Source organism: Nocardiopsis sp. YSL2, from assembly GCF_030555055.1.
In the GTDB taxonomy this organism is placed as follows: Bacteria; Actinomycetota; Actinomycetes; order Streptosporangiales; family Streptosporangiaceae; genus Nocardiopsis.
On sequence record NZ_JAMOAO010000001.1, the window covers coordinates 1,398,733 to 1,425,506 of the forward strand.

Annotated in this window: 22 protein-coding genes; 11 read left to right on the forward strand and 11 right to left on the reverse strand. The window is 71.4% G+C overall.

The genetic code is table 11. The annotated features are described in order from the left end of the window. Window positions 1-350: 350 nt before the first annotated feature. The 3 genes from M1P99_RS06000 to M1P99_RS06010 all read left to right on the forward strand — a co-directional run bounded on the left by M1P99_RS06000 (window position 351) and on the right by M1P99_RS06010 (window position 3,355). Window positions 351-1,088 (forward strand): GntR family transcriptional regulator, encoded by a 738-nt coding sequence (locus tag M1P99_RS06000; protein WP_304451675.1) that lies wholly within the window; start codon window positions 351-353, stop codon window positions 1,086-1,088. A 43-nt stretch (window positions 1,089-1,131) separates the two neighbouring features. Continuing rightward, on the forward strand, window positions 1,132-2,652 hold the full coding sequence (locus M1P99_RS06005; RefSeq protein WP_304451676.1) for a PTS transporter subunit EIIC: 1,521 nt from the start codon (window positions 1,132-1,134) through the stop codon (window positions 2,650-2,652). Between the two features lie 106 nt (window positions 2,653-2,758). After that, window positions 2,759-3,355 carry a DM13 domain-containing protein gene (locus M1P99_RS06010; RefSeq protein ID WP_304451677.1) on the forward strand — a complete coding sequence of 199 codons (597 nt, stop codon included), beginning with the start codon at window positions 2,759-2,761 and terminating at the stop codon, window positions 3,353-3,355. An 84-nt stretch (window positions 3,356-3,439) separates the two neighbouring features. Here the strand turns inward: M1P99_RS06010 and secA are convergent, their stop codons facing one another. After that, on the reverse strand, window positions 3,440-6,328 hold the full coding sequence (secA, locus tag M1P99_RS06015) for a preprotein translocase subunit SecA (protein ID WP_304451678.1): 2,889 nt from the start codon (window positions 6,326-6,328) through the stop codon (window positions 3,440-3,442). Window positions 6,329-7,208: 880 nt separating this feature from the next. Here secA and M1P99_RS06020 point away from each other — a divergent pair. Continuing rightward, window positions 7,209-7,574: a hypothetical protein gene (locus M1P99_RS06020; protein WP_304451679.1), complete on the forward strand. Its 366-nt coding sequence runs from the start codon at window positions 7,209-7,211 to the stop codon at window positions 7,572-7,574. 118 nt (window positions 7,575-7,692) lie between these two features. Here the strand turns inward: M1P99_RS06020 and raiA are convergent, their stop codons facing one another. The 5 genes from raiA to mtrA all read right to left on the reverse strand — a co-directional run bounded on the left by raiA (window position 7,693) and on the right by mtrA (window position 14,621). Then, a complete protein-coding gene (gene raiA / locus M1P99_RS06025) occupies window positions 7,693-8,367 on the reverse strand; it encodes a ribosome hibernation-promoting factor, HPF/YfiA family (protein ID WP_304451680.1) in 675 nt (224 codons plus the stop codon). An 801-nt stretch (window positions 8,368-9,168) separates the two neighbouring features. Beyond that, entirely contained in the window at window positions 9,169-9,894 is a 726-nt protein-coding gene (locus M1P99_RS06030; RefSeq protein WP_304451681.1) for a ComF family protein, read from the reverse strand. Between the two features lie 287 nt (window positions 9,895-10,181). Beyond that, entirely contained in the window at window positions 10,182-12,023 is a 1,842-nt protein-coding gene (locus M1P99_RS06035) for an LpqB family beta-propeller domain-containing protein (RefSeq protein ID WP_304455591.1), read from the reverse strand. 68 nt (window positions 12,024-12,091) lie between these two features. Further along, window positions 12,092-13,927 carry an MtrAB system histidine kinase MtrB gene (gene mtrB / locus M1P99_RS06040; protein WP_304451682.1) on the reverse strand — a complete coding sequence of 612 codons (1,836 nt, stop codon included), beginning with the start codon at window positions 13,925-13,927 and terminating at the stop codon, window positions 12,092-12,094. Window positions 13,928-13,943: 16 nt separating this feature from the next. After that, complete coding sequence (mtrA, locus tag M1P99_RS06045; protein ID WP_053615570.1) at window positions 13,944-14,621, reverse strand: MtrAB system response regulator MtrA; 678 nt, start codon at window positions 14,619-14,621, stop codon at window positions 13,944-13,946. A 430-nt stretch (window positions 14,622-15,051) separates the two neighbouring features. Between mtrA and M1P99_RS06050 the strand changes: the two genes are divergently transcribed. Genes M1P99_RS06050 through M1P99_RS06070 form a run of 5 tightly spaced genes read left to right on the forward strand, consistent with a single transcriptional unit; the run spans window position 15,052 to window position 20,723 of the window. Then, a complete protein-coding gene (locus M1P99_RS06050) occupies window positions 15,052-16,563 on the forward strand; it encodes a glycerophosphoryl diester phosphodiesterase membrane domain-containing protein (RefSeq protein ID WP_304451683.1) in 1,512 nt (503 codons plus the stop codon). Continuing rightward, window positions 16,560-17,195 carry a DUF4129 domain-containing protein gene (locus M1P99_RS06055; protein ID WP_304451684.1) on the forward strand — a complete coding sequence of 212 codons (636 nt, stop codon included), beginning with the start codon at window positions 16,560-16,562 and terminating at the stop codon, window positions 17,193-17,195. Before M1P99_RS06050 ends, M1P99_RS06055 begins: the two co-directional genes overlap by 4 nt. Next, complete coding sequence (locus M1P99_RS06060) at window positions 17,192-18,394, forward strand: DUF4350 domain-containing protein (protein WP_304451685.1); 1,203 nt, start codon at window positions 17,192-17,194, stop codon at window positions 18,392-18,394. The genes M1P99_RS06055 and M1P99_RS06060 overlap by 4 nt, the downstream gene beginning before the upstream one ends. A 44-nt stretch (window positions 18,395-18,438) precedes the next feature. Beyond that, the gene (locus tag M1P99_RS06065; protein ID WP_304451686.1) at window positions 18,439-19,422 is read left to right on the forward strand and encodes a MoxR family ATPase; all 984 of its coding nucleotides are present in this window, start codon (window positions 18,439-18,441) and stop codon (window positions 19,420-19,422) included. Then, window positions 19,422-20,723, forward strand: a complete 1,302-nt coding sequence (locus tag M1P99_RS06070; RefSeq protein WP_304451687.1) for a DUF58 domain-containing protein — start codon at window positions 19,422-19,424, stop codon at window positions 20,721-20,723. Before M1P99_RS06065 ends, M1P99_RS06070 begins: the two co-directional genes overlap by 1 nt. A gap of 44 nt (window positions 20,724-20,767) precedes the next feature. Here the strand turns inward: M1P99_RS06070 and M1P99_RS06075 are convergent, their stop codons facing one another. The 3 genes from M1P99_RS06075 to M1P99_RS06085 all read right to left on the reverse strand — a co-directional run bounded on the left by M1P99_RS06075 (window position 20,768) and on the right by M1P99_RS06085 (window position 22,373). Continuing rightward, window positions 20,768-21,043 (reverse strand): type II toxin-antitoxin system PemK/MazF family toxin, encoded by a 276-nt coding sequence (locus M1P99_RS06075; protein WP_304451688.1) that lies wholly within the window; start codon window positions 21,041-21,043, stop codon window positions 20,768-20,770. 31 nt (window positions 21,044-21,074) lie between these two features. Further along, on the reverse strand, window positions 21,075-21,302 hold the full coding sequence (locus M1P99_RS06080) for a hypothetical protein (RefSeq protein WP_304451689.1): 228 nt from the start codon (window positions 21,300-21,302) through the stop codon (window positions 21,075-21,077). Between the two features lie 78 nt (window positions 21,303-21,380). Then, complete coding sequence (locus M1P99_RS06085; RefSeq protein WP_304451690.1) at window positions 21,381-22,373, reverse strand: stage II sporulation protein M; 993 nt, start codon at window positions 22,371-22,373, stop codon at window positions 21,381-21,383. Window positions 22,374-22,483: 110 nt separating this feature from the next. On the opposite strand from M1P99_RS06085, the gene M1P99_RS06090 reads away from it, so the two are divergent. Beyond that, window positions 22,484-23,287 carry an RDD family protein gene (locus tag M1P99_RS06090; RefSeq protein WP_304451691.1) on the forward strand — a complete coding sequence of 268 codons (804 nt, stop codon included), beginning with the start codon at window positions 22,484-22,486 and terminating at the stop codon, window positions 23,285-23,287. Between the two features lie 58 nt (window positions 23,288-23,345). Here M1P99_RS06090 and ahcY (M1P99_RS06095) read toward each other — a convergent pair whose 3' ends face one another. Then, complete coding sequence (gene ahcY, locus M1P99_RS06095; protein ID WP_304451692.1) at window positions 23,346-24,608, reverse strand: adenosylhomocysteinase; 1,263 nt, start codon at window positions 24,606-24,608, stop codon at window positions 23,346-23,348. Window positions 24,609-24,621: 13 nt separating this feature from the next. After that, a complete protein-coding gene (ahcY, locus tag M1P99_RS06100; protein ID WP_304451693.1) occupies window positions 24,622-26,058 on the reverse strand; it encodes an adenosylhomocysteinase in 1,437 nt (478 codons plus the stop codon). 127 nt (window positions 26,059-26,185) lie between these two features. Here ahcY (M1P99_RS06100) and M1P99_RS06105 point away from each other — a divergent pair, with 127 nt between their 5' ends. Beyond that, a complete protein-coding gene (locus M1P99_RS06105) occupies window positions 26,186-26,602 on the forward strand; it encodes a MerR family transcriptional regulator (protein ID WP_304451694.1) in 417 nt (138 codons plus the stop codon). Window positions 26,603-26,774: the final 172 nt, after the last annotated feature.

Consider the following 26,774-nt stretch of genomic DNA (forward strand, 5'->3'; position numbering starts at 1 on the left):
TGGGTGGCGGGCGGACCGGGCCGGGGCCGGAGGCCGCGTCGGCCGCTGCTCCGAGGCGGGCCGGACACCGTCCGACCTGCCCCGGTTCTGGTACGAACCGCCTGCTGTCAGGCGTATTGACACGCGGGCGGAGCTATGGTCTAGTCCGGACTATACCAGTCAGATCGGAGAGGTCACCGGCCCCAGGGGACGTTCCGGGCGCCGACGCCCCGGCCGCACCAGGGCGCCTTCCGCGGACGCGGTCCCCGCGAGCGACGCGTGGGCGACGCGCGGCGGGACGAGAATCCGAGGAAGATGCCCTAGGGTCGAACGCCCGATCCTCCCTCCGACCGAGAAGGCCAGACCGACCCATGTCGATCGATCCCAGCAACCCGCTCCCGAAGTACAGCCAACTCCGTGACCTGCTCCTCGACTGGATCACCGAGAGCGGCCTGGGCGTGGACGACATGATCCCCTCCGAGCGGGAGCTCAGCACCACCTACGGCCTGTCCCGCATGACGGTCCGGCAAACGATCGACCTGATGGTCTCGGAGGGACGCCTGTACCGCGTGCCGGGCAAGGGCACCTTCATCGCGCGGCCGAAGATCGAGATGTCGCTGGTCCTGGCCTCCTTCAGCGAGGACATGCGCGCCCGGGGCTACGAGCCCGGCGCGCGGGAGCTGATCCGCCAGGTCATCCCCGCCAGCGGACACACGGCGCGCATGCTCGACATCGGCCCCGGCACCCTCGTGCACCACATCGAGCGGATGCGGACCGCCGACGACGAGCCGATGGCGGTCGAGCGGTCCAACATCCCCGCCGCCATGGTTCCGGGTCTGGAGGACTTCGACCTCGCCGAACGCTCCCTGTACGAGGTGCTGGAGAACGAGTTCGACATCCTCCTCGACTCCGGAGAACAGACGATCGAGGCCGGGATCTGCGACTCCGCGGACTCCCGGCTCCTCGGTCTGCCCGCTGGAAGCCCGGTGCTGATCATGCAGCGCCGCAGCTTCTTCAAGGGACAGTGCGTGGAACTCGCCCTGTCCACCTACCGTGCCGACCGCTACCAGCTCCACTCCCGTTTGGACCCGCGCCGGCACGGCGACTGATCAACCCCCCGCCCACGAGGCGCGCCTCCCAGGGAGACCCCCCATGAGTACGGACCGCAGCTCCACACCCTCGGCCCCCGAACCCGGTGGCGGTGCCACCGCCGAGTCCGCCGGAACCGCCAAGGCGGCCAAGCGCCCCTCCTCCACCCTGGCCGTCCTCCAGCGCCTGGGCCGCAGCCTCATGATGCCCATCGCGGTACTCCCGGCCGCCGCGATCCTGCTCCGACTGGGCCAGCCCGACCTCCTGGGGGCCGACGGCCTGGCCGGGATGCCCGGCATGGGCTGGATGGACCCCGTCGCCGGGGCCGTGGGAGCCGCGGGCGACGCGATCTTCCAGGCGCTGCCCCTGCTGTTCGCGGTGGGTGTGGCGATCGGCTTCGCCAAGCGGGCCGACGGGTCCACCGCCCTGGCCGCGGTCGTCGGGTACCTGGTGTTCGACCGGGTGGCCACGTGGACGATGGTCACCTTCAACGGGCCCACGGGCGACCTGGGGTCGCGACTCGTGACCTACCCGCTGCCGGTCGACCCGGTCACGCGCGAACCGGTGGTGGACCAGGCCTCGGCCGAGGCGGTCGGCGCGGTCATCAACAACGCGGTGAAGAACCCCACCGACGTGCTCGGGGGTATCGCGATCGGTCTGGTCGCCGCTCTGCTGTGGCAGCGCTACCACCGCATCAAGCTGCCGACCTGGCTGGGCTTCTTCGGCGGCCGCCGGTTCGTCCCGATCGTCACGGCGATGGCCGGACTGCTGATCGGTGTCGCCCTGGGCCTGCTGTGGCCGGTCGTGGGCTCCTGGATCCAGGACCTCGGGGAGGGCATCATCGGCGCCGGCGCGGTGGGAGCGGGCCTCTACGGGGTGGTCAACCGGCTCCTGCTCCCGTTGGGCCTGCACCACGTGGTGAACTCGTTCATCTGGTTCGTCTCCGGTTCCTACACCGACGACGCCGGGAACGTGTCCAACGGCGAGATCACCCGCTACCTGGCGGGCGACCCCACGGCCGGGACGTTCCTGTCCGGCTTCTTCCCCGTGCTGATGTTCGGGCTGCCGGGCGCGGCACTGGCGATGTGGCTGGCGGCGCCCAAGGCGCGGCGCGCGCAGATCGGATCGATCATGATCCCGGCGGCGCTGACCGCGTTCGCCACGGGCATCACCGAGCCGGTGGAGTTCGCGTTCATCTTCGTGGCACCCGCGCTGTTCGCCGTGCACGTGGTGCTGACGGGCGTGTCCATGGCCGTCCTCAATGCGCTCGACGCCCAGTTGGGCTTCGGCTTCTCGGCGGGCCTGATCGACCTGTTGCTGAACGCCACGAAGGACAACACCTCTGGGCTGGGCCTGATCCTGTTGTTGGGCCTGGTGTACTTCGGGCTCTACTTCGGGATCTTCTACCTGCTCATCACGCGGTTCAACCTGCCGACCCCGGGCCGGGAGTCGGACCCGGAGGAGAACGCGGCCGCGCAGACCGCGCCCGGCGCGTCCGAGGACGGGTCCGGGCCCCGGAGCGACGGCTCACCCGAGCGGTCCGAGCCGGAATCGTCGGGCGGCAGGGCCGACGGCTCCGGCTGAGCCGCGGCGGCCGGACCGTGGCGGATCCGACGCGCGGGACGGGGTCGCTCCGGCGGCCCCGGCTCCGAACCCAGCGCGAGGGATCCTTCCACGAGAGAGGCACACGATGAACCCGGCTACCGAGAAACGTCCGCTCCCGCGCCGACGCCTGGTGCTCTGGTCCGCGGCCGGACTCGTCCTGGTCCTGGTGGCCGCGGGCCTGTGGGCCTTCCAGCCCTGGCGGCTGTTCACCACCCGGACCGTGGACGAGGCTCCGCCCACCGCGGTCGCCGCCTCGGAGGAGGACCCCGGGCCCGCCGGGACGGACGGGTCGGACGGTACCGGGGAGGCGGACGCGGCCGAGGAGGAACCGAGCGACGAGCCGGTGGTCCTCGGCGAGGGCGGCTTCGTCACCCAGGAGCACGAGACCTCGGGTACCGCCACGGTGCTGGAGCTGCCCGACGGCACGCGGCACGTGCGGTTGGCGGACCTGGCCACGAGCGACGGGCCCGACCTGCACGTGTGGATCACCGACCAGGAGGCCGGCGGCGACTGGTTCAAGTACCGTGACGGCCGCTACGTCGCGCTCGGCGAGCTCAAGGGCACCCACGGGGACGCCAACTACGAGATCCCCGAGGACGCCGACCTGGACGGGATGACGAGCGTGGTCATCTGGTGCGACCGCTTCTCGGTGGCCTTCGGCTCCGCGCCGGTGGACCTGTAGCCAGGGGAGCTCCGGACGGGGCAACGGACGGAGGGCGGCCCGCGCGTTCGCGCGGGCCGCCCTCCGTCTCAGTTCCGGTACCGGCTACTTGGCGGCCGGGTCACCGTGGCACTTCTTGTACTTCTTGCCGGAGCCGCACGGGCAGGGCGCGTTGCGCGACGTCCCGGCGTACTCGTCGGTCGACTCGCTGTGCCGCTCGACGGTGCCGTCCTCGCTCGGGGCGGAGTACTGCAGCCGGGTCGGCTGGTTCTCCCCGAAGCCCGGGACCACCACGTCCTGCGGGTCACCGGTCTCCTGCGCGGGCGCCTCGGCCTCGGCGGCCTCCTCGTCCTCGTCCACCGCGGTCGCGACGGCCGTGGCACCGGCCTCCCCGCCCACCGTGGACGCGGTCTGCGCGGCGGCCGCGGCGGTCAGGGTGGGCTCGGCCTTCTTGGGCACGCGCACCTCGACGTTGAAGAGGTAGCCGACCGACTCCTCCTTGATGGCCTCCAGCATCTGCTGGAACATGTCGAATCCCTCGCGCTGGAACTCGATCAGCGGGTTGCGCTGCGCCATGGCGCGCAGCCCGATGCCCTCCTGGAGGTAGTCCATCTCGTAGAGGTGCTCACGCCACTTGCGGTCCATCACCTGGAGGATGACCTTGCGCTCGACCTCGCGCATGGTCTCCTCGCCCAGCTCGGACTCGCGGGCGGTGTAGGCCGCGTTGGCGTCCTCGACGACGCGGTCGGCGAGCAGCCGGCCGGTGATCGCCTCCAGGCCGCCGTTCTCGTCGATGAACTCGTCGACGGTGAAGCTGATCGGGAAGACCTGCTTGAACGCCGTCCAGAGCTTGTCGAGGTCCCAGTCGGAGGGGTCGCCCTCGGCGGTCTCCTCGGAGACGTAGCCGCGGAGCACCTCCTCCAGCATGCTGACCACCTGGTCGCGCAGGTCCTCGCCCTCCAGCACCTTGCGGCGCTCGGCGTAGATGACCAGGCGCTGGCGGTTGAGCACCTCGTCGTACTTGAGGACGTTCTTGCGGATCTCGAAGTTCTGCGTCTCGACCTGGCCCTGGGCGGAGGCGATCGCCTTGCTGACCATCCCGGACTCGATCGGCTGGTCGTCGGGGATGTTCATCTGGTTCATGAACACCTCCAGCCGACTGCTGTTGAACAGGCGCAGCAGGTCGTCCTGGAGCGAGAGGTAGAACCGGGAGATGCCCGGGTCGCCCTGACGGCCGGAACGGCCGCGCAGCTGGTTGTCGATGCGCCGGGACTCGTGGCGCTCGGTACCGAGCACGTACAGGCCGCCCGCCTCGACGACCTTCTGGTGCTCCTCCTCGAACTCCGCCTTGGCCTTCTCCAGAGCCTCGGGCCAGGCCTCCTCGTACTCCTCGGGAGTCTCCAGCGGGCTCAGGCCGCGCGACTGGAGCTCCTCGTCGGCGAGGAAGTCCGGGTTGCCGCCCAGCATGATGTCGGTACCGCGACCGGCCATGTTGGTGGCCACGGTGACCGCGCCGAGCTTGCCCGCGCGGGCGATGATCGACGCCTCACGAGCGTGGTTCTTGGCGTTGAGGACCTCGTGCGGTACGCCCTCGCGCTTGAGCATGTTGGAGAGCCGCTCGGACTTCTCGACGCTGGTCGTACCGACCAGGACGGGCTGCCCGGCCTCGTGCCGCTCCGCGATGTCCTCGGCGACCGCCTGGAACTTGGCGTCCTCGCTCTTGTAGACCACGTCCTTGACGTCGTCGCGGATCATCGGCTTGTTGGTGGGAACGGGGACCACGCCGACGTTGTAGGTCTGGTGGAACTCCGCCGCCTCGGTCTCGGCGGTACCGGTCATACCGGCGAGCTTCTCGTAGAGGCGGAAGTAGTTCTGGAGGGTGACCTTGGCGAGAGTCTGGTTCTCGTCCTTGATCTTGACGCGCTCCTTGGCCTCGATGGCCTGGTGCATGCCCTCGTTGTAGCGGCGGCCCGGAAGGACGCGACCGGTGAACTCGTCGACGATGAGGACCTCACCGTCCTTGACGATGTACTCCTTGTCCTTCCGGTAGAGCTCCTTGGCCTTGAGCGCGTTGTTGAGGAAGCTGATCAGCGGGGTGTTGACGGCCTCGTAGAGGTTGTCGATGCCCAGCCAGTCCTCGACCTTGGCCACGCCGGACTCGGTGATGCCGACGGTGCGCTTCTTCTCGTCGACCTCGTAGTCGCCCTTGACGACATCCGGGTCCTCGCCGGGCTCCGGAGGGGTGTCCCGGCCGCGCTTGAGCCGCGGGGCGATCTTGGCGAACTCGGCGTACCACCGGGAGTTCTGCTCGGAGGGACCGCTGATGAGCAGGGGGGTGCGGGCCTCGTCGATGAGGATGGAGTCGACCTCGTCGACCAGGGCGAAGTAGTGCTCACGCTGCACCGTGGCGTCGAGCGAGAGCGCCATGTTGTCGCGCAGGTAGTCGAAGCCGAACTCGTTGTTGGTGCCGTAGGTGATGTCGGCCTGGTAGGCCTTGCGCCGCTCCGCGGCGGGCATGCCCGGGCTCAGGACACCGACCTCGAGACCGAGGAAGTGGTAGATGCGGCCCATGTTCTGGGCGTCACGGCGGGCCAGGTAGTCGTTGGTGGTGACGACGTGGGCACCCTTGCCCGCCAGGGCGTTGAGGTAGACGGCGAGCGCGCCGGTCTGGGTCTTGCCCTCACCGGTCTTCATCTCGGCGATGTTGCCGAGGTGCAGCGCGGCGCCGCCCATGATCTGGACGTCGAAGTGGGGCTGGCCCAGGGTGCGGCGGGCCGCCTCACGGACGGTAGCGAAGGCCTCCGGGAGCAGGTCGTCCAGGGACTCGCCGTCCTGGTAACGGTCCTTGTACTCCTGGGTGAGCTGCCGCAGTTCGTCGTCGGTGAGCTCCAGGTAGTCTTCCTCGAGCGAGTTGACCTGGTCCTTCAGCTTGGTGAGCCGGCGCAGGATCTTTCCTTCACCCGCGCGCAGGAGCCTGTTGAGTATGCCTGGCACTTCCTATGCGCTCCTCGCAGATCGCGGTTGGCTCCACGCACGTGGAGTTCAGATCTAGGCCCGCGGACCGCTTCCCGTGGCCGTGAAGGACGGCGGGGGTTCCTGGGCCCTCGGGCCTACATCCTAGAGGAACCGAACCGCGGGCCTGCCCCGCGCGCGGGTGGGGCCCTCGCGCCTGGTCACCGGCGGCACGCGCCACCAGGTGAACGATTGGGGAGGTACCGGATGTTCCCGCCCGTCGCCCACCATCGCGCTGAACAGCACTCCGTGCCAGACAGCGCTACCACCCCCACCCGAGACGCTCCGCGCCCAGACCCCCTCACCCGTCGCCCACCATCGCGCTGAACAGCACTCCGTGCCAGACAGCGCTACCACCCCCACCCGAGACGCTCCGCGCCCAGACCCCCTCACCCGTCGCCCACCATCGCGCTGAACGGCACTCCGTGCCAGACAGCGCTACCACCCCCACCCGAGACGCTCCGCGCCCAGACCCCCTCACCCGTCGCCCACCATCGCGCTGAACGGCACTCCGCGCGAGACAGCGCTCTCCCTGCTGCGGCCCCGGGGGAACGAACCCCGGGGTATTTGCCTGTCGATGCGCGCATCCGTCACGGCAGTGGGTAGTTCTCTCCTAGGGGCGTTTGCGCCACAGGGGCACCCGGCGCATCGCCGGAGGACCCCGGCGTCCCCGGAAGGTCACGACGGTGACCGGCCGTCGCGACACCGCAACGTGGACGTGCTCCCGGGAGGGATCACCATGCGAACGAGCCTGAACCGCGAGGAATCCGCGAGCGAGCCAGTCCGGAAGGGCACACCCCGCACTCCGTTGGAGGCCATCGAGCACGTGGTGGAGCGAGTTCATCGCACCACCCACCACCCGATGGAACAGGGTGACCCCGGGCAGGCGTGGGAACGCCACCTACCGACCGACGAGGCCAAGTACGGCCGCATCCGCGGATTCCAGCGCCAGGGCGGCAGCCTGGCCCCGAGCAGCGGCCACCGCGGGCGCGCGCCCTCCTGGATCGCCGTGGTCCTGGCCATCGCCGGATTCGCCGCGGGCGGCCTGGCCGTCGTCATGGACGGTGCGGTCGTCCTCCTGGTGATCGCCGCCGTGCTGCTGGCCGCGGCCGTCGCGGTCGCCATCGTCTTCGACATCCTGAGCGACGTCGTGCTCGACCCGCCGAGAGTGGAGTCGGAGGAACGGCACGACACCCCGCTGCACCGGATCAAGGAGCAGTCGCCTTAGGGCGGGTATCCGCGGAACACGCCCTGGCGTCCCGCAGGACACGGCCGCGCCCGCCGGCTTCACCGGCGGGCGCGGCCCTCGCGTGCGGCTGCCGGGGGGACCCTCCCCCGCACCGGCCTCAGTCCACGAGTCGCAGGACTCCGTAGTTGAAGCCCTTGCGGCGGTAGACCACGCTCGGGGCGTCCTTCACTTCGTCGTGGAAGAGGTAGAAGTCGTGTCCGACGAGTTCCATCTCCATCAGCGCCTGGTCGATGCTCATCGGCTTGGCCCGGTGGAACTTCTCCCGCACGATGACGGGCACGTCTCCCTGGGTGTCCAGCTCGACGAACTCGTCGGAGAAGCGTCCGTCGACCGCGGCGCCGTCGATCTCGTCCTCCTGGGATCGCTGCGCGGGAGGTGCCGGGGTCGCGGTGGAGGTATGCGTCGAGGGCAGTTCTCCGGGGAGGCTCGCGGTGGCGGCCGCGACGGAGACGGGTGTGCGGTTGCCGCGGTGGACCTTGCGCCGGTCCGCGGACTTGCGAAGTCGGGCCTCGATCTTGTCGATCGCCAGGTCGAGGGCGCCGTGCCGGTCCGAGGACGCCGCCTCGCTCCGGATGACCGGCCCGTTGGAGTGGATGGTCAGTTCAACCCGCTCGCGAACGTCGGCGAGCTTGGGGTTGCGCTCCGAGGACACCTCCACATCGATGGTCATGCCCTTCTTCTCCCACTTGGAGAGCCTCTCGAGCTTGTTCTCGACGTGCTGTCGGAACTTCTCATTCACACCAGTGCGTCGACCCTTGACGATGATGTCCATAGGACCCCCTTCATCGCGTGACCGCCGTGAAGGCGACGGCCAGGCTGGTTCTGCATCCCTCCCGCCATGGGGGACGGAAGGAGTTTCGCGCGCTAGCCCCCTTCCGCAGGCGGTCCGGTCCGGCCCGGCCCGCGACTCGCTTGGATGTGCGTATACCCATCAGAGGCAGGGTCCTCACGCGCACCATCAGCACGATTCGTGGGGCCCTGTCCCATGGGAAGCAGGACTTTTGCCGCCAACAGGACAAGTTGCCACCCGGTCATGGAACGCCACTGACCGAAGGACTCGGCGACGGGAGGATGGATGAGGCACGACGGAGGCGCGTACGGGGAAGGCGCTGCCGGGGAACCGGCGCTCCGGCGCCCACCGCGTGCTGCCCCGTGGGACCCGCCGGTGTCGGCGGGTCCCCCAGCGATGGCATGCCACCCGTCCGGCCGACCTGGTCTTCGTCCCCACATCCGCCTGCTGAGAGTGTCGCCGCTCTTGTACGCGACTACTGCTCTTCTCCCTGTCATGAGGGACATCGGGACCCTCCGCGGGGCAGGGCTTACCTCTAAGGCGCACCGTGATCGGTCGACGAAAAGTCGCCTTACGTGGGCCGTTTCGCCTGCGCCTGGCATCGGCTTGCCGAAGTCGCTCCCCGGTATCCCCAGGGGCACAGTAACTCCGGCGCAACCACGGACCCGGACGGGTGCCATACCTGGACCGTAACCTGTCCTGGCCCTTCTGTCAGGTAGCGATCACCCCCTCCACACCCCGACAACCCCCTCAAACCCCCATGAACACTGACTTTTCACCTGTTCACGAGGGTTCGTAAAACCTTGATGACCGCTCTTCGCCCTGCGCGGACAGATGCGGAGGCAGGCGTTCGGCGAGGACGACGGCACCCACCACACGTATCCCCTCGGCCCGCAGCGCGCGCGTCGCCTCCGCGACGGTGGCACCGGTGGTGAGGACGTCGTCCACCACCACCGCTCGGCTCCCGCTCCACCCGGCCGGCGTCCCCGCCGCGGTGAGGGCTCCGTGCCGGTTCGCCCGCCGGTCGGCCCGGCCCAGCCCCACCTGGCGACGGACGCGACGGCGGTAGCGCAGGAGTTCGGCCACCCGGCCGGCGGAGTCCCCGCCCGCCGACGCGACGCAGGCGTACGCCAACCGGGCGACCGGCCCCCTCGGCGGACCGCGCCCGGGGACGGGCACGAGCAGGGTGTCCGGACCGGCCCACCCGGCCGCGGTGTAGGCGGCGCCCACCCGGGCGCCGAGCGGCGCGGCCAGATCGTCCGTCCCGTGTTCCTTGAAGGCCAGCAGCACACGGCGGTCCAGTCCGGCGTAGGGCCCGGCCGTCCAGACCGGCGGGCACCCGGGCCGGGGCCGGCAACGCACGGGCCGCCGGTCCAGCCGGGCCAGGCACGCGCCGCACAGCGGCCCGGAGGGGCCCCGGCATCCGGCACAGGTGAGTGGGAGCAGGAGGTCGAGGACAGCGGTGAACAGGGCGCGCAGAGCCCGTACCAGGGGGTTCACGAAGGACATACCTCAAGGATCGGCGGCACCGGGGCGGGCCGCCAGCCCCGATCCGCGCCTGTGGACAACCCTGCCCGGGCACCCTCGTGAACGACGGCACCGCGCCGCGTGCGCCCACGGGAAGAAGCCGTCCCCGGGGTCCCAGAGCCCGCCCCAGGGACTCCAGGGCCCGTGCCAGGGGCCCGGGGAACACACCCGAGGGCCCCGCGCCGGGCCCGGTGGCGCACGCCCGCGCACCCGCGCACCCGCGCGTGAGCGCTCGACGCGCAGCAGGGCGGGTATCCGCCGCACACGCCCTAGCCCGGGAAGGTGGGTGAGCCGCCCTCCACGACGTTCTGCCAGTTGAGGCGGTCCGTGGTGATCCAGATGTTGCCGTCGTCGGAACCGGCGACCAGCGGCTGCCCCGGGGCGCCCGAGATGTTCACCATGCCCGGGACCGGCGTCCCCGCGCTCGCCGCGGGGGACCCGCCGTCCAGGGAGACCAGGAACGCCTGTTCGGTGCCGCCCTGGCGGTTGCCCAGCACGGCCAGCTGGTCGCCCGAGCGCCAGGAGATGTCGGAGATCTCGTCCAGCTCCCTGCCGAGCGTGATGAACGAACCGACCGACACCCGGCCGTCGCTGTCCGAGACCACGCGGCCCACCTGAAGCGACGTCTGGCCGTCGACCTCCGTCACGACGGCGGCCCGGGTTCCGTCGCGCGAGATCTGGAAGTTCAACAGCGACCGGTCACGCAGGTCCGACAGGTCCACGCGCACGACCTCGTCGCCGCCGCGCAGAAGCCACAGGTCGGTCGTTCCCGGCTCGGGCGCGGGGTCGGTGTCGGTCGTGGGCTCCTCCTCGGCGGGCTCGTCCTCCTCGTCGGACTCCTCCTCCGCCTCCTCCTCGGGTCGTCTCGTCTGCTCGGTGACCCACAGATCGCCGTTGACGTCCCAGGAGACCGACGTGAACGTTCCGTCCGTGAGGACCTCCGTCACCTCGGCGCCCGGGCTGGCGAAGGAGGTGACGACCGTGTCGCCGCCCACGGTGATGCCCGCGATCGTGCTCTCGTCCACCGACACGGCGAACCTCTCCAACTGCACGTCGCCCGCGCCCAGCGGGCCGGGCACGCGCTCGGCGTCGCCGATGGTGTCGGAGCCCCAGTCGGCCGCCGACCACAGCTGGCCGTCGTGCGTGAAGTACGCGCGGATCCCGGCGGAGATCGCACTGGGGCTGACGGGCGCCCAGAAGTCGCTGGCCGGGCGGGGCCGGTCGCTTCTCTCGCCGTCGGCGTTGGGGAAGGACACCTCGTCGCCGTTGACGACCAGGGTGAACTCCTCCACCTCCGGCAGCTGGCGCAGCGTCCAGGCGATCTGTGCGCCCATCTCGAACTCGTCGACCTCCCCGACACCGCTGACCCTGATGGTCGCCGTCTCGGCGTCGATCACCACGCCGGTCACGGCACCCTCGGGGAAGGCCGAGTGGACCGCCGGTGCCAGCCAGTCCGTGGGGCCGGCGACGAGCTTGTCCAGCAGCCGCTTGGCCAGCGCGTCGTTGCTCACGGGGAGGTAGACCGGGTCCGGGACCAGAGCGGTGCTCCCCGGGTTGAGGTAGTAGAGGTTGAACGGCCGGTGGGTGCGCTCCACGTCGAGCTGGCTGAGGATCAGTTCGTCGGGCATGTCCTGGATGCGCCACTCGCCCTCGGGGTCGCCCTGCTCACGGGCGAGCTCGAAGGGCACCTCCAGCAGGTGGCCGGGATCGCTCTGGACGTACTTGCCGCTGTCGTCGATGGTGGCCACGAGCGAACTGCGCATCCGCACCGTGGCGGTCAGACCGTCCGTGCTGACCTCCGTTTCGAGGCCGACCGCGTCGAGGTCACCGAAGACCCGCACGGAGCCGTCGGGCGACCACTCGTCGCTCAGCTCCGGGAACATGTAGCTCCGGGCGGCCTTGTGGTCCTCCTCGAAACTGCCCATGTCCTTGAGGAAGCCGCCGACCAGGCCCTCCGGCCCGACCCCTTCCTGGGGGCCCGCCGGTAGCAGGCGCACGTACCCGCCGTAGGGGTCGCTGGGGGTGTCGCCGCCGTCACCGGGTACCACCGGGCCGGTCATCGGAACCGTCGCACACGCCGCCATCGTGGCGCAGGCCACGGACGCGGCCACCAGGGCGCGTACGGCGCGAGCGACACGCGGGGCGCGGGTGGTGCGGGTCGTGCGGGCCAGGGGTGCGCTCACGCGTCCTCCTCCTGTCGCTCGGCGGTTCCGTTCCCTTCCGTCGCCGACGGCCCCCCGTTGGCGTTGCGGTCGCCCCCGCCGGGCCTGTCCGGCTTGTCGATCTTGTCGGCCTTATCTGCCTTGTCGCCGAAGGCGAAGTTGCGCCCCAGAGCGATCTCCGGCGGGACCAGCGGCAGCGGGGACCCCCGCAGTTCGGCTCCCGCCTTGCGCGGCAGCGACAGCCGGAACTGCGACCCCTGGCCGGGCTGCCCCCACGCCTGGAGCCAGCCGCCGTGCAACTGCGCGTCCTCCTTGGCGATGGACAGGCCCAGTCCCGTGCCGCCGGTGGTGCGCACGCGCGCGGGATCGGCCCGCCAGAAGCGGTCGAAGCACAGGTGCTCCTCCCCCTCCTTGAGCCCGACACCGTAGTCGCGCACGGCCACCGCGACCGAGTCGCGGTCCCCCGCGGCGGCCACCACGACGTCGCGGCCCTCGCTGTGCTCGATGGCGTTGACGACCAGGTTGCGCAGGATGCGGTTGATCCGGCGCGCGTCGAACTCGGCCACGCACGGCTCCGCGGGAAGGCGCAGGACGACCTTGATGCCCCGGCGCTCGGCGATCTGCTCGGCGTCGCCCACCGCCTTCATGACCGAGTCGCGCACGTCCACCGAGTCGATGCCCAGGGTCGCCGCGCCCGCGTCGTGGCGGCTGATCTCCAGCAGGTCGGCGAGCAGTTCCTCGAACCGGTCCACCTGGCTCTGCAGCAGCTCCACAGGGCGGCGCTGGGTCGGGTCGAGGTCGTCGCGGTCGTCGTAGAGGAGGTCGCTGGCCATCTTGATCGTGGTCAGCGGGGTCCGCAGCTCGTGGGAGACGTCGGAGACGAACTGGCGCTGGAGCTTGGACAGCTCCTCCAGTTCCTGGATCTTCTCCTGGAGGTTGCCCGCCATGTCGTTGAACGAGACCGCCAGACGGGCGAGGTCGTCCTCACCCTGCACCGTCATGCGCTCGGTGAGGTCGCCCGCGGCGAGCCTCTCGGCGGAGCGCGCGGCCGAGCGGACCGGGCTCACCACCTGACGCGTGATGACGAAGGCGATCAGGCCCAGGAGGATCACCAGCAGGACCCCGACGAGGGCGACGGTGCGCTGCACGAGGTCGAGGATCTCCTGCTCGTGCTGGAGCGGGAAGATGTAGTAGAGCTCGTAGGCGTGCGTGAGTTCGGCGCCCACCACCAGCGCGGGCTCGGCCGAGCCGTCAGCCTCGATCCGCGTGTAGGTGTGGAACTGCTGGTCCGGTTCCTCGGACCGGCGGATCTGCTCGATGAGGCGTTCCGGGATGCTCTCCGCGACGCTCTCGGCGTCGACGGTCGCCCAGCCCCGCTCTCCGCTGCCCCACGGCAGGATGACCACGCCGTACAGGCCCGTCTCACCGCTGCGGCTGGTCAGCTCGCTCGCGATGTTGTTCAGGAGCCGGTCGCGGTCCCCGCTCTCGTTCTCCTGCAGCTCGGTGAGGGCGTAGTTGAGCCCGGCGTGGTGGTCGTTGACCGCGGAGTCGATCTTGGCGTCGAGCAGTCCGCCCCGCACCTGGGAGATGAGCACGTATCCCAGACCGGCGATGACCAGTATCGACAGCACCAGGGTCGTGGAGATGACCCGCAGGTGCAGCGACCGGCGCCAGTTGGTCTGCACGCCCCGGACGAGGGCTCGGGCGGCACGTTGGGCGAAGAGGTACGCCCGGGTCAGCCCCGAACCGGAGTCGCTGCGATCCGTTCCGGAGCCGAGCGTGCCGGAGGACGGGTCGGTCCGCTCCCCTTCGGAGTCGGCCCCCCGGTCCCCCTCGGGTGCGGCTGCTGTCATTGGCCTGATCAGTGGGTCAGGCGGTACCGGCCTTGTAGCCGACACCGCGGACTGTCACGACGACCTCGGGGTGTTCCGGGTCCTTCTCGATCTTGGCACGCAACCGCTGCACGTGGACATTGACCAGGCGGGTGTCGGCGGCGTGCCGGTAGCCCCAGACCTGCTCCAGCAGGACCTCGCGGGTGAACACCTGGCGCGGTTTGCGGGCCAGCGCGACGAGGAGGTCGAACTCCAGCGGCGTGAGGCTGATCTGCTCGCCGTCGCGGCGCACGGCGTGCCCGGCGACGTCGATGGTGATGTCGCCGATCTGCAGGACCTCGGGAGCGGGCTCCTCGGTGCGGCGCAGGCGCACGCGGACGCGCGCCACGAGCTCCTTGGGCTTGAACGGCTTGACGATGTAGTCGTCGGCACCGGACTCCAGGCCGAGGACGACATCGATGGTGTCGGTCTTGGCGGTCAGCATGACGACGGGAACACCGGACTCGGCGCGGATCTGTCGGCACACGTCGATACCGTCGGCGCCGGGCAGCATCAGGTCCAGGAGCACAAGGTCGGGCTTGGTCTCGCGGAAGGCCTCCAGGGCCTTGTCGCCGTCATGCACGAACGAGGGCTCGAATCCCTCGCCCCGCAGAACGATGCCCAGCATCTCGGCGAGGGCGAGGTCATCGTCGACAACCAGTACACGTCCCTTCATCGGCGTATCCGGCACGCGGCGCGACCGCTTCTCGGGCGGGCACCGCGGTGCCTACTCCTCTCTCCTGGAACTTCGAGCGTCTGGGTGATCCGGATCCTGCTCCCCGAGGCAGGGAAACCGGACGCGTTCCCCCAACCTTGCCACCTTTCGGTGCCGTTGGGAGAGTGGTCGAAGGTGTTCGGCCCCGTGGAGGCCGATGTCGGCCAACCGCGACGTCGGCGCTGGCCGCGTACGGTCCGGCACGTTCATGGATTCAGTCTGTTGGTAACAGAAAGCATACAAAAGGAATGAAGTGCGTCGGTTGTACCAGTGTGGGCCCTGAACCCGCCAATAACCGAGGGAACCGGCCGGTAGGTTGGATTCCAGCACGACGAGAATCGCGCGAAGACGCTCGCGCAGCGTAACCGAACCTCACGGAGGGCGGGGCCAGATGACCCAGGAGGACGGCCGCCGGGACGAACCCCAGGCGGCTACCGAGCGCTCGGACGAGGGGCGGACGGACACACCTGGGGCCGCCGCTGAGTCCGAGACCGCCCCCGCGCCGGGACCGTCCCCGCTCGGGGACGAGGGCGGCGTGTCCGGGACTCCCCGTTTCGAGGCGCCCGAGGGCGCGCAGTCCGGGTTCGCGGCTCCCGGCGGGGGTACCCCGCAGGACGCCGAGCACGGATTCGCACCACCCGGCGGATACACCCCGGACCACCAGCAGCAACCCGGGTTCGCGGCTCCCGGCGCGGGCACCCCGCAGGACGCCCGGCACGGATTCGCACCGCCCGGCGGCGGGGAGAACCCGGCAACGGGCCATCCGGCGGCGCACGGCCAGTGGGGCGCGCCCGGGTACGCGGCCCCCGGCGGGTACGGACCCCCCGGCCAGGGCCACCCCCCGGGCCCCGGTTACGGCGGTATGCCGGGCCGGCCTCCCCAGGCGCCCAAGCCGGGCGTCGTCGCGCTGCGGCCGATGACCGTCGGAGACCTGCTCAACGGCGCCTTCAGCCTCATCCGGCACAACCCGAAGACCTTCGTCGGGGTCTCCGTCATCGTCATGGCGGTCGCCAGCATCGTCAGCTCGATCGGCTTCGGCGGCTACATGTCCGACTACGGCCGCTTCATCGACCAGCTCATGGCCGATCCGAACGCCGTCGCCGCCGACGACCCCCTGCCCTTCTCGACGTGGTCGATCGTCGCCCTCTACGGGGGCTCCCTGATCAGCTACGCCGGCACCATCGTGCTGACCGGCCTCCTGACCTGCGCTATCGGTCTGGCCGTTCTGGGCCGCAAGCTCAGCCCGTCCGAGGCGTGGGCCGCCGCCAAACCCCGCCTGGGGGCGGTGGCGGGGCTGGCACTGCTCCAACTGGCGATCTCCATCGGCCTGTCGGTCGTCGTGATCGGCCTCATCGCGGTCGGCGTCACCGTCGGCTTCGTACTCATGTCCTCGGGCGCGGAGTCGGCCGGAGCCGTCGTCATGATCCTGACGCTGCTGATCGGCCTGCTCGGCGGACTCGCCCTGGCCGCCTGGATCTCCGTCCGCATCTACTTCGCCATGCCGATCGTCGTCCTGGAGCGGCTGAGCCCGACCCGGGCACTCGGGCGGTCCTGGCGCCTGACGCAGGGCAGCTGGTGGCGCGTGCTCGGGATCCTCCTCCTGACCATGCTGCTGGTCGGTGTGGTCAGCCAGCTCCTGACCACACCGTTCACGCTGCTGTCGATCGTGCCCTCCTTCGTCTTCCCCGGCGAGGCCTGGGTCCCCGTCGCCGCGGGCGCCCTCATCTACGTGGGCACCGTCCTGATCTCCTCGTTCACCACGCCCTTCACCGTCGGGGTGAGCACGCTGCTCTACATCGACCTGCGCATGCGCCGTGAGGGCCTGGACCTGCGGCTGCACACCGCCTCCCAGGCGGGCCACGAGGTGGGCCAGGAGATCTACCTCCCGGAGAGGCAGGCGTGACACCACACCTCGCAGCCGACCTGGAGGTCACCCGCGACGAGGGACGGCGGCGCGCGCTCGAGGAGCTCACCGACCCGCTCTACGGATCCCAGGAGCCCTCGCTCATCGACCGCCTCCGGACGTGGTTCATGGAACTGCTGCAGAGCCTGGCCGACATGGGCGGCGGCGTGCTGTCCGGGACGTGGTACCTGGTCGCCCTGCTGGCGGTCGCCGCGGCACTGGTGATCTGGATGATCGTCTACCTGCGCCCATCGCGCAGCCGTGCCCGGAGCCTCCCCGTGCACGAGGGCCGCCCGCTGTCGGCGGCCGACCACCGTGCCGCCGCCGACGCGCACGAGGCCCGGGGCGCGTACGCGGAGGCCGTCAGCGAGCGGCTCCGCGCGATCGCCGTGGACCTGGAGGACCGGGCCGTCATCACGCCCCGCGCGGGCCGCACCGCCACCGAGCTGGCCGCGGAGGCCGCCGCGGTGCTGCCCGGCGAGGCGGCGGCGCTGCGCGAGGGCACCGCGATCTTCAACGACGTGGCCTACGGCGACCGCGACGCGACCGCGGACTCCGCGCGCGTCCTGCGTGAGCTGGACGCGCGGCTGCGTGCCGCCCGGCCCGCACAGGCGGAGGAGGCGCACCCGTGACCGCGACCGTCCCGCCGCCCCCCGCGCCCGCGGCGCCCCCCGCGGGAGGGGGCCGCCCGCCGTCGGATGCGGCGATCGCGCGCCTGTGGCGCTCCGTCCGCGTGCCGCTCGTCCTGATCACGGCGCTGGTCGTGGCCGCGGTCCTGCTGTCGCTGGGCACGGAGCAGTTCCCCGAGGGCTACCTGGAGCCGGACAGCGTCTCTCCGGACGGGGCGCGCGCGCTGGTCCGGATCATGGAACAGGACCGCGACGTCGACGTGGTGCGCTCCTCGGCCGACGCCGAGGAGGCGCTGGCCGGCGCCGGCGAGGACACCGTGCTGGTCGTGTCCCTCGACCACCGGCTCCTGCCCGAGGAACTGGACTCCCTGGCGGCGGCGGACGCCGACACGGTCCTGGTCCAGCCCACGCTGCGGTCGCTGGAAGCGTTCGCGCCGGGTGTCGACGTCACCGGGCGCGCCGAGGCGGACGAGACCCTGGCACCCCTGTGCACCATGACCGAGGCCGTGGCCGCGGGCGACGCCCGGGTCGGCGGCGAGCTCTACGGCGCACCAGAGGACTCGGGTGCGGTGGGCTGCTACCCGGCGGGTGCGGGCGAGGCCCTCATCCGGATCGACGACGGCACGTCCACGACCACCGTTCTGGGCACGGGCGAACCGCTCACCAACACCGAGCTCGACGTGGAGGGCAACGCCGCTCTGGCGCTGAACCTCATGGCCGCGGAGAACGTGGTGTGGCTGCGCCCGGACCCGCCGCAGCAGGAGGGTTCGGCGACGCTGACCGAACTGATCCCGCTCGGGCTGCGCTGGTCCCTGGTCCCGCTCGTGGCCGCGCTGGGCCTGCTGGCCCTGTGGCGGGGGCGGCGGATGGGACCGCTGGTCCCCGAGTCGCTGCCGGTCGCTGTGCAGGCCTCGGAGACCACACGGGGCCGTGCCGCGCTGTACCGCTCGCGCAAGGCGCGCGACCGCGCCGCACTCGCTCTGCGCACGGGGTTCCTGGACCGCGCGGTGCCCAAGCTCGGCCTGGCCTCCGACGCCGGTGACGAGGCCGTCGTCTCGGCGCTGGCCGCCCGCACGGGCGACGAGCCCGGAGCGCTGTCCGCGCTGCTCCACCCCGCCGAGCCCGACCCGTACACGGCCGACGACGGCGCACTCGTGCGCCTGGCCGACGAGCTGGACGCCCGCGCCCGGCGGCTGCGGTGACCCGGCCCGCACGCAATCCGTTCCACGAGAGAGGTAGACCGCACGTGAGCGCCTTCACACCCGAGGCACTGCCATCCGCCGAGGCGGCGCGATCGGCGTTGACCGACCTGCGCCGCGAGGTGGCCAAGGCGGTCGTGGGTCAGGACGAGACGGTGACCGGCCTGGTCGTGGCACTGCTGTGCCGCGGCCACGTGCTGCTGGAGGGTGTGCCCGGTGTCGCCAAGACACTGCTGGTGCGCACGGTCGCCGCAGCCCTGTCCCTGGACAACAAGCGGGTGCAGTTCACCCCGGACCTGATGCCGGGCGACGTGACGGGCTCGCTCGTCTACGACCAGAACACGGCGAAGTTCGAGTTCCTCAAGGGCCCGGTCTTCACCAACCTGCTGTTGGCCGACGAGATCAACCGGACCCCGCCGAAGACGCAGGCCTCGCTGCTGGAGGCCATGGAGGAGCACCAGGTGACGGTCGAGGGGCGCCCGGTGGCGCTGCCGGAGCCGTTCATGGTCGCCGCCACGCAGAACCCGGTCGAGTACGAGGGCACGTACCCGCTGCCGGAGGCACAGCTGGACCGGTTCCTGCTCAAGGTGACCATCCCCCTGCCCGAGCGCGCCGCCGAGGTGGACATGCTGGGCCGCCACGCGGAGGGGTTCGACCCGGGCGACCTGGCCGGTGCCGGTGTGCGCGCCGTGGCCGGGGCCGCGGAGCTGCACGCGGCACGTCTGGCGGTCGAGCGCGTGCGGGTGGCCCCCGAAGTGCTGGGGTACATCGTGGACCTGTGCCGGGCGACGCGGATGTCGCCGTCCCTGCAGCTCGGCGCCTCGCCCCGCGGTGCCACGGCACTGCTGCGCACCAGCCGGGCGTGGGCGTGGCTGACGGGCCGCGACTACGTGACACCGGACGACGTCAAGGCGCTGGCGAAGGGGACGCTGCGGCACCGGATCTCGCTGCGGCCCGAGGCCGAGCTGGAGGGCGCGACCAGCGACGGAATCCTGGACGGTGTGCTCGCCTCCGTCCCGGTGCCCCGCTGATGGTGGTCACCGGCCGCGCCGTGATCGTGGCCCTCGTGGCGGCGGCGGCCGTGGCGATCTCGGGCGACCTGGGAGCGGTCGTGACGGCGGTCGCGTCGGGCCTGCTGGTGGCTCTGATCGCGGTGGACGTGCTGCTGGCCGCGAGCCCCAGGGCTCTGCGGCTGGCGCGGGAGGGCGACACCTCGCTGCGGCTGGGCGACTCCGCGACGGTGTCCGTGACAGTGGCCAACCCGTCGAGGCGACACCTGCGGGGGTCGGTGCGCGACGCCTGGCCGCCGAGCGCGCACGCCGAGCCCCGCTCGCGCCCGCTGCGCGTGGACCCGGGCGAGCGGCGCCGCGTGACCACGACGCTGACGCCCACACGCCGAGGCGACGCCCGGGCCGCGGGGCTGACGGTGCGCAGTGTGGGCCCGCTGGGGCTGGCGGGGCGTCAGCGGACGCTGTCGGCGCCGTGGACGGTTCGGACGCTGCCGCCGTTCCACAGCCGTCGGCACCTGCCGGGAAAGCTGTCGCGGCTGCGGGAGCTGGAGGGCCAGCACACCGCGATGGTGCGCGGGCAGGGCAGCGAGTTCGACTCGCTGCGCGACTACGTGCCCGGTGACGACGTCCGGTCCATCGACTGGCGCGCGACCGCCCGGGGCGACGGCGTGGTGGTGCGCACCTGGCGGCCCGAGCGCGACCGGCGCATCCTCATCGTGCTGGACACGGGTCGCACGTCGGCGGGGCGCGTGGGCGACACCCCGCGTCTGGACCACGCCATGGACGCCGCGCTGCTGCTCGCCGCGCTGGCGGGCAAGGCGGGCGACCGGGTGGACTTCCTGGCCTACGACCGGCGCACGCGGGCGCAGGTGCGCTCCTCGGGCAAGGGCAGCCAGGTGGGACGGATCGTGGAGGCGATGGCGCCGCTGGAGGCGGAGCTGGTCGAATCGGATCCGTCGGGGCTGGTGGGGACGATCCTGGGCACCCAGGGCCGGGCCCGGAAGCTGGTGGTGCTGCTGACCGACCTCAACGCCGCCTCACTGGAGGAGGGGCTGCTGCCCCGGCTGCCCGCGCTGACCTCCCGTCACCTGCTCATGGTCGCGGCGGTCCGCGACCCGGCCGTGGACGCCATGGCCGAGGAGCGGGGCAGCGCCGACGCGGTGTACCGGGCCGGGTCCGCCGAGCGCACGCTCGACGAGCGCCGCCGGGTGACCGCGGAGCTGCGGCGGCTGGGCGTGGAGGTGGTCGACGCCGACCCCGAGCACATCGCCCCGGCCCTGGCCGACGCCTACATCAACCTCAAGGCCCAGGGACGGCTGTAGGTGCTGTCCCGCCGGTGCGGGCCCGCACCGGCGGGTCCGTCGGCTCAGAGAAGGCCGAGGACGAGACGGCAGGCATGATCCACCTCGTCCAGTTCGCCGGGCTCCAGCCTCCCGGCGAAGTCCCCCAGGCGGATCTGCCGGTCCACAGAGCGCATCTGGTCGACGAGCACCCGGGTGGTGGTGCCGTCCGCCAACTTGATCTCGGGCCGGAACAGCGCTGGTCCGGCACTGGTCGAGGTGGGCGCCACGACGACGGTGGACAGGTTGAAGGGCCCCTGGAGTTCCACGCAGTACCGAGGGCCGCGCTGCTCATGGCCCAAGGCTCGCTTGTCGGCACGGAGACGATAGAGGTCACCACGCATCCGAGTCGCCCATCTCCTCGGCGATCCGCGCGAGTTCGGCCCGGTCCGCCTCGTCGTGTCTCAGCCGCTCGGCATCCGCCTGGGCTTGGGCGTACTGGCGCTCCATGTAGGCCTCGTGAATGATCTCCCTGAGAACCGTCGACCGGTCGCGTCCGGCCGCCAGCTCCCGCAGCTCCTGCTCGGTCCGCTCATCGGGTCGAAAACTGATCATCACCATGCGGCCAGTGTAATACAGACTGTCATACACGCCACGGGGGTGAGGCGAGGGCCGTGCCCAGCGCTCCCCGGCGGGGGCTCAGCCGACCGGGACGGCGGCCGGGGCGTCCTTGATGTCGCCCGTCTCGCCCTCCATGTGGGCCTTGCGTCCCACTGTGAACACGTAGGCGAGGAACAGCGCCTCGGCGACCACGCCGATGCCGATGCGCAGCCACGTGGTGTGCACCCACCCGGTGACGAAGCCCTCGATGAGGCCCGAGACGAACAGCACCACCACGAGCCCGAGGGCCACCGCGATGGCCGCCCGGGCCTCCTCCCCCAGGGCGCGCATGCGCGTGCGGTCGCCCGGCGCGATGATCGTCCAGCCCAGTTTCAGGCCGACACCGCCCGCCACGAACACCGCCGTCAGCTCCAGCAGGCCGTGCGGCAGGATCAGCCCGAAGAACTGCTCACCCCGGCCGTGGCCGATCATCATCCCCGCCGCGAACCCGAGGTTGACCCCGTTCATCGCCAGCACGTACAGCGTCGGCAGCCCGAAGGCCACGCCGAAGATGATCGCCTGTGCCGACACCCACGCGTTGTTGGTCCACACCTGGGCCGCGAACGATCCGGCCGGGTTCTCCACGTAGTAGTTGGCGAAGTCGTGCTCGACGAAGCGGGCCATCTCCTCCGGCGTGCCCACCGCGTGCATCACGTCGGGATCGGCCACCATCCACACGGCCACGGCCGTCGACAGCAGCAGCGTGCCCGCGGAGACACCGATCCACCACCACCGCAGCCTGTAGAGCACCGCGGGGAACACCCGTGTGAAGAATCCCGCCGCGTCGCGCCAGGCGGGCGCGTGCGCGCCCGTCACCGCCGACCGGGCCCGGGCCACCTGCGTCGACAGCCGGCCCACCAGGGCCGGGTCCTGCCCGGAGGAGCGCACGACCGACAGGTGCGTGGACACCCGCTGGTAGAGGTCGACGAGTTCGTCGATCTCCGCGCCCCGCAGCGACCGGCGCCTGCGCACCAGGTCGTCCAGCCGTTCCCACTCCCGGGCGTGCGCCGCGGCGAAGACGTCGATATCCACGCATTGGACCCTACTGGATCGTCCCCCGCCCGTGACCGCCGGTGCGAACGTGCCTGATGAGTGCCGGGTAATGTCGAGTGGACGGTTGCAGTCGGCCCTCAAGGGAGCGTGTGCTGGTGTCCTACCCCGGAGGCGGTGAGACCGGTGGCGACGTCTACGGCGTCACCCCGCTGGTCACGGGTGATGCGGTGGTCCTCGACCTGAGGCCCGCCGGCTTCGCCACGAGGGCCGCGGCCATCGCCATCGACGCCCTCGTCCAGTTGATCGCCCTGGCCGTGCTGATCGTCCTGGTGGCCTGGATGAGTTTCGGCGTGGACGTGGCCGCCACCAGCGCGGTCTCCCTCGCCGGCGTGGTCCTGATCCTCGTCGGCTACCCGACGGCGTTCGAGACCATCTCCCGCGGCCGCTCCCTCGGCAAGATGGCCATGGGTCTGCGCGTGGTCGGCACCGACGGCTCCCCCGAGCGCTTCCGCCAGGCGCTGGGACGCGCCCTGGCGGGGTTCGTGGAGATCTGGATGTTCACCGGGGTGATCGCGCTGATCACCTCGATGATCAACCGGGACGGCCGCCGCGTCGGCGACTTCGTGGCCGGGACGATGGTCGTGGAGGAGCGCACCGGGCGCCGCCGGGCCGAGCACGTCCCGATGCCGCCGCAGCTGGCCGGGTGGGCGGCCGGCGCCGAGCTGTCCGGGCTGGCCGACGAGACCGCCGCGGCCGCCCGCCAGTACGTGCTGCGCTACCAGGAGCTGGCCGAGCACACCCGGCACGAGATGGGTGCCCGCCTGGCCGACCAGGTGGCGTCCCAGATCAGCCCGCCACCGCCGCCCGGCACGACCCCGCCCTACTTCCTGGCCGCCGTCCTGGCCGAGCGCCGGCGGCGCCACCTGGACACCTCGCAACGGCCCCGGTACTGACACCGGTACCCGCACCCGGGGCCGGCACGGGTGCGGATACCGGGCTCCCGCCCGGCCCTCAGGGCCGCCAGGAGCTGAGGTAGGCCTCCTGGCCCGCGGTGAGGGCGTCGATGCTCACGCCCAGCTCGGCCAGTTCGAGCCGGGCCACCTCGGTGTCGGTCTCGGTCGGAACGTCCACCACGCCCGGGGCCAGCTCGGCGTGCGAGCGGGCCAGCCACTCCGTGGTCAGGGCCTGCACCGCGAAGGACAGGTCCATCACCGCGGCCGGGTGCCCCTCGGCGGCGCCCAGGTTGACCAGGCGCCCCTCCGACAGCAGCAGGACGCGGCGGCCGTCGGCGAACACGTACTCGTCGGCCTGCTCGCGCACGCCCCGGTTGACCGTGACGGCGAGCGCGTCGAGCGCGGCCAGGTCGATCTCCAGGTCGAAGTGGCCGGAGTTGGCCAGGATCGCGCCGTCCTTCATCCGCTCCAGGTGCTCGGCGCCGACCACGTCCCGGTTGCCGGTGACGGTGACGAACACGTCCCCGACCGGAGCCGCCTCCGCCATCGTCATGACGGTGTAGCCCTGCATCACCGCGTCCAGGGCCTTGACCGGGTCGACCTCGGTGACCACCACGCGCGCACCCATGCCGCGGGCCCGCTCGGCCAGCCCCCGACCGCAGTACCCGAAGCCCGCGACCACGACGGTGCGCCCCGCCAGCATCGCGTTGGTGGCCCGCAGGATGCCGTCGATGGTCGACTGCCCGGTGCCGTACCGGTTGTCGAACATGCGCTTGGTCGCGGTGTCGTTCACGGCGACCATCGGCAGCCGCAGTTCGCCCTCGGCGCTCATCCGGCGCAGCCGGATGACACCCGTGGTGGTCTGCTCGCAGCCGCCGAGGATGCCCTCCAGCAGGTCGGGGCGGTCGGAGTGGACCGTGTTGACCAGGTCGCACCCGTCGTCCAGCAACAGGTGCGGACGCGTCTCCAGCACGGTGACGAGGTTGCGGTCGTAGGCGACCGGGTCCATGCCCGCCCACGCGTGGACCGACACCCCGTACTCGGCCACCAGCGCGGCCGCGGTGTCGTCCTGGGTCGACACCGGGTTGGACGCGGCCAGGGCGAGCTCGGCGCCGCCCGCGCGCAGGGCGCGCAGCAGGTTCGCGGTCTCGGCGGTCACGTGCAGGCAGGCGGCGATGCGCAGGCCCTCCAGCGGCCGCTCGGCCGCGAAGCGCTCGCGCACGCTGCGCAGAACCGGCATGGAGCGCTCGGCCCAGTCAACCCGGCGGACCCCGGCCTCCGCGAGGCCGAGGTCCGCCACCTCGTGTGAGGGCTCGGTCATGTCCACCCGACTGCTAGTAGCGGTAGTGGTCGGCCTTGTACGGGCCGGCGACGTCCACGCCGATGTAGTCGGCCTGCTCCTTGGTGAGCGTGGTCAGCTTGACGCCCAGGGCGTCCAGGTGCAGGCGCGCGACCTTCTCGTCGAGGATCTTGGGCAGCGTGTACACGGCCACCGGGTACTCCTCCTGCTTGGTGAACAGCTCGATCTGCGCGATGACCTGGTTGGTGAAGCTGTTGGACATCACGAAGCTGGGGTGGCCGGTGGCGTTGCCCAGGTTGAGCAGGCGGCCCTCGGAGAGCACCAGCACGGACGTGCCGTCCTCGAAGGTCCACTCGTGGACCTGCGGCTTGATCTCCTTCTTCGTGACGCCGGGCACCTTCGCCAGGCCGGCCATGTCGATCTCGTTGTCGAAGTGGCCGACGTTGCCGACGATCGCCTGGTGCTTCATCCGGGTGATCTGGTCGGCCATGATGACGTTGAAGTTGCCGGTGGTGGTGATGAAGATGTCACCGGTGTCCAGCACGTCCTCCAGGGTGGTGACCTGGAAGCCGTCCATCGCCGCCTGGAGGGCGTTGATCGGGTCGATCTCGGTGACGATCACGCGGGCGCCCTGGCCGCGCAGCGCTTCGGCCGCGCCCTTGCCCACGTCGCCGTAGCCGCAGACCACGGCGACCTTGCCGCCGATGAGGACGTCGGTGGCGCGCATGATGCCGTCGGGCAGCGAGTGGCGGATGCCGTACTTGTTGTCGAACTTGCTCTTGGTGACCGAGTCGTTGACGTTGATCGCCGGGAACGGCAGGGTGCCGTCGCGCTGCATCTCGTAGAGGCGGAGCACGCCGGTGGTGGTCTCCTCGGTGACGCCGCGGATGCCGGCGGCGATCTTGGTCCACTTGCCGGAGTCGGCCGCCAGGCTCTTCTGGAGCAGGCCGAGGACGACCGCGAACTCCTCGCTGTCAGCGGTGGAGGGGTCCGGCACGGCACCGGCCTTCTCGTAGGCGGCGCCCTTGTGGACGAGCATCGTGGCGTCGCCGCCGTCGTCCAGGATCATGTTGGGGCCCTCGGCGCCGGGCCAGGTGAGCGCCTGCTCGGTGCACCACCAGTACTCCTCCAGCGTCTCCCCCTTCCAGGCGAAGACGGGGACGCCCTTGGGGTCGTCGGGAGTACCGTCGGGGCCCACCACGACGGCGGCCGCGGCGTGGTCCTGGGTGGAGAAGATGTTGCAGCTGACCCAGCGCACCTCGGCGCCCAGGGCGACCAGGGTCTCGATGAGGACGGCGGTCTGAACGGTCATGTGCAGCGAGCCCATGATGCGCGCGCCGCTGAGCGGCTTGCTGTCCCCGTACTCGGCGCGGGTGGCCATGAGCCCGGGCATCTCGTGCTCGGCGAGCCGGATCTCGTCGCGGCCGAACTCGGCCAGGGACAGATCGGCGACCTTGAAGTCGAAAGCCATGCGTTCCTCACTCGTCATCGTGGTTGCGCCACGATTCTAGAGCCGCACAGAGCGCCACGGCACAAAGCTGACAATCAGGTGTCAGCTTTGCCCACCTTGGTCTCGGGTTTCGATTAGTGTCGCCTTCATGGCCGCCCGCGACGACGCCCCGCGCACACCCGACCGCTCCGCCTGGACGGCCGGGCCCGTACCGATCTCGACGGCCGCCGAGCGGGTCGGCACGAGTGCCCGCATGCTGCGCTACCGCGAGGGACTCGGACTGCTGCCCCGCACACAGGAGCAGCCGACGGGCCGCGGCCACCGGCACCGCAGGTTCACCGAGGAGGACCTCCGCACGATCGCCACCGGCCTGGAGCTGGAACGCGAGTTCGACATCCCCCCGGCCGCGCTGGCGTTCGCCCTGCGCGTGCTCGCCGAACCCGAGGTGCTGGCGCGCGTACGCGACCACGGCGAGCGGCTCGGACGCCTGGCGGCCGCGCCCGCCCGCGCCCTGGACTTCGACAAGCAGAAGGCGATGCGGCTCCTGCAGGACCGGCGCCGCTGAGCCGGCGCCGCGGAGGCCGTCGCCACCGATCGGCACCACGGGCCCCACCCGCCCTACCAGCAGGGGTTCGGCGACCCCGACGCCGGACTCGACTCAGGGTTGACAGCCGTGCGCGACCGGTCATGGCCACAGATGGGCCCCCGCGACAGGTTTTGGCGTGGAGCACACGGGC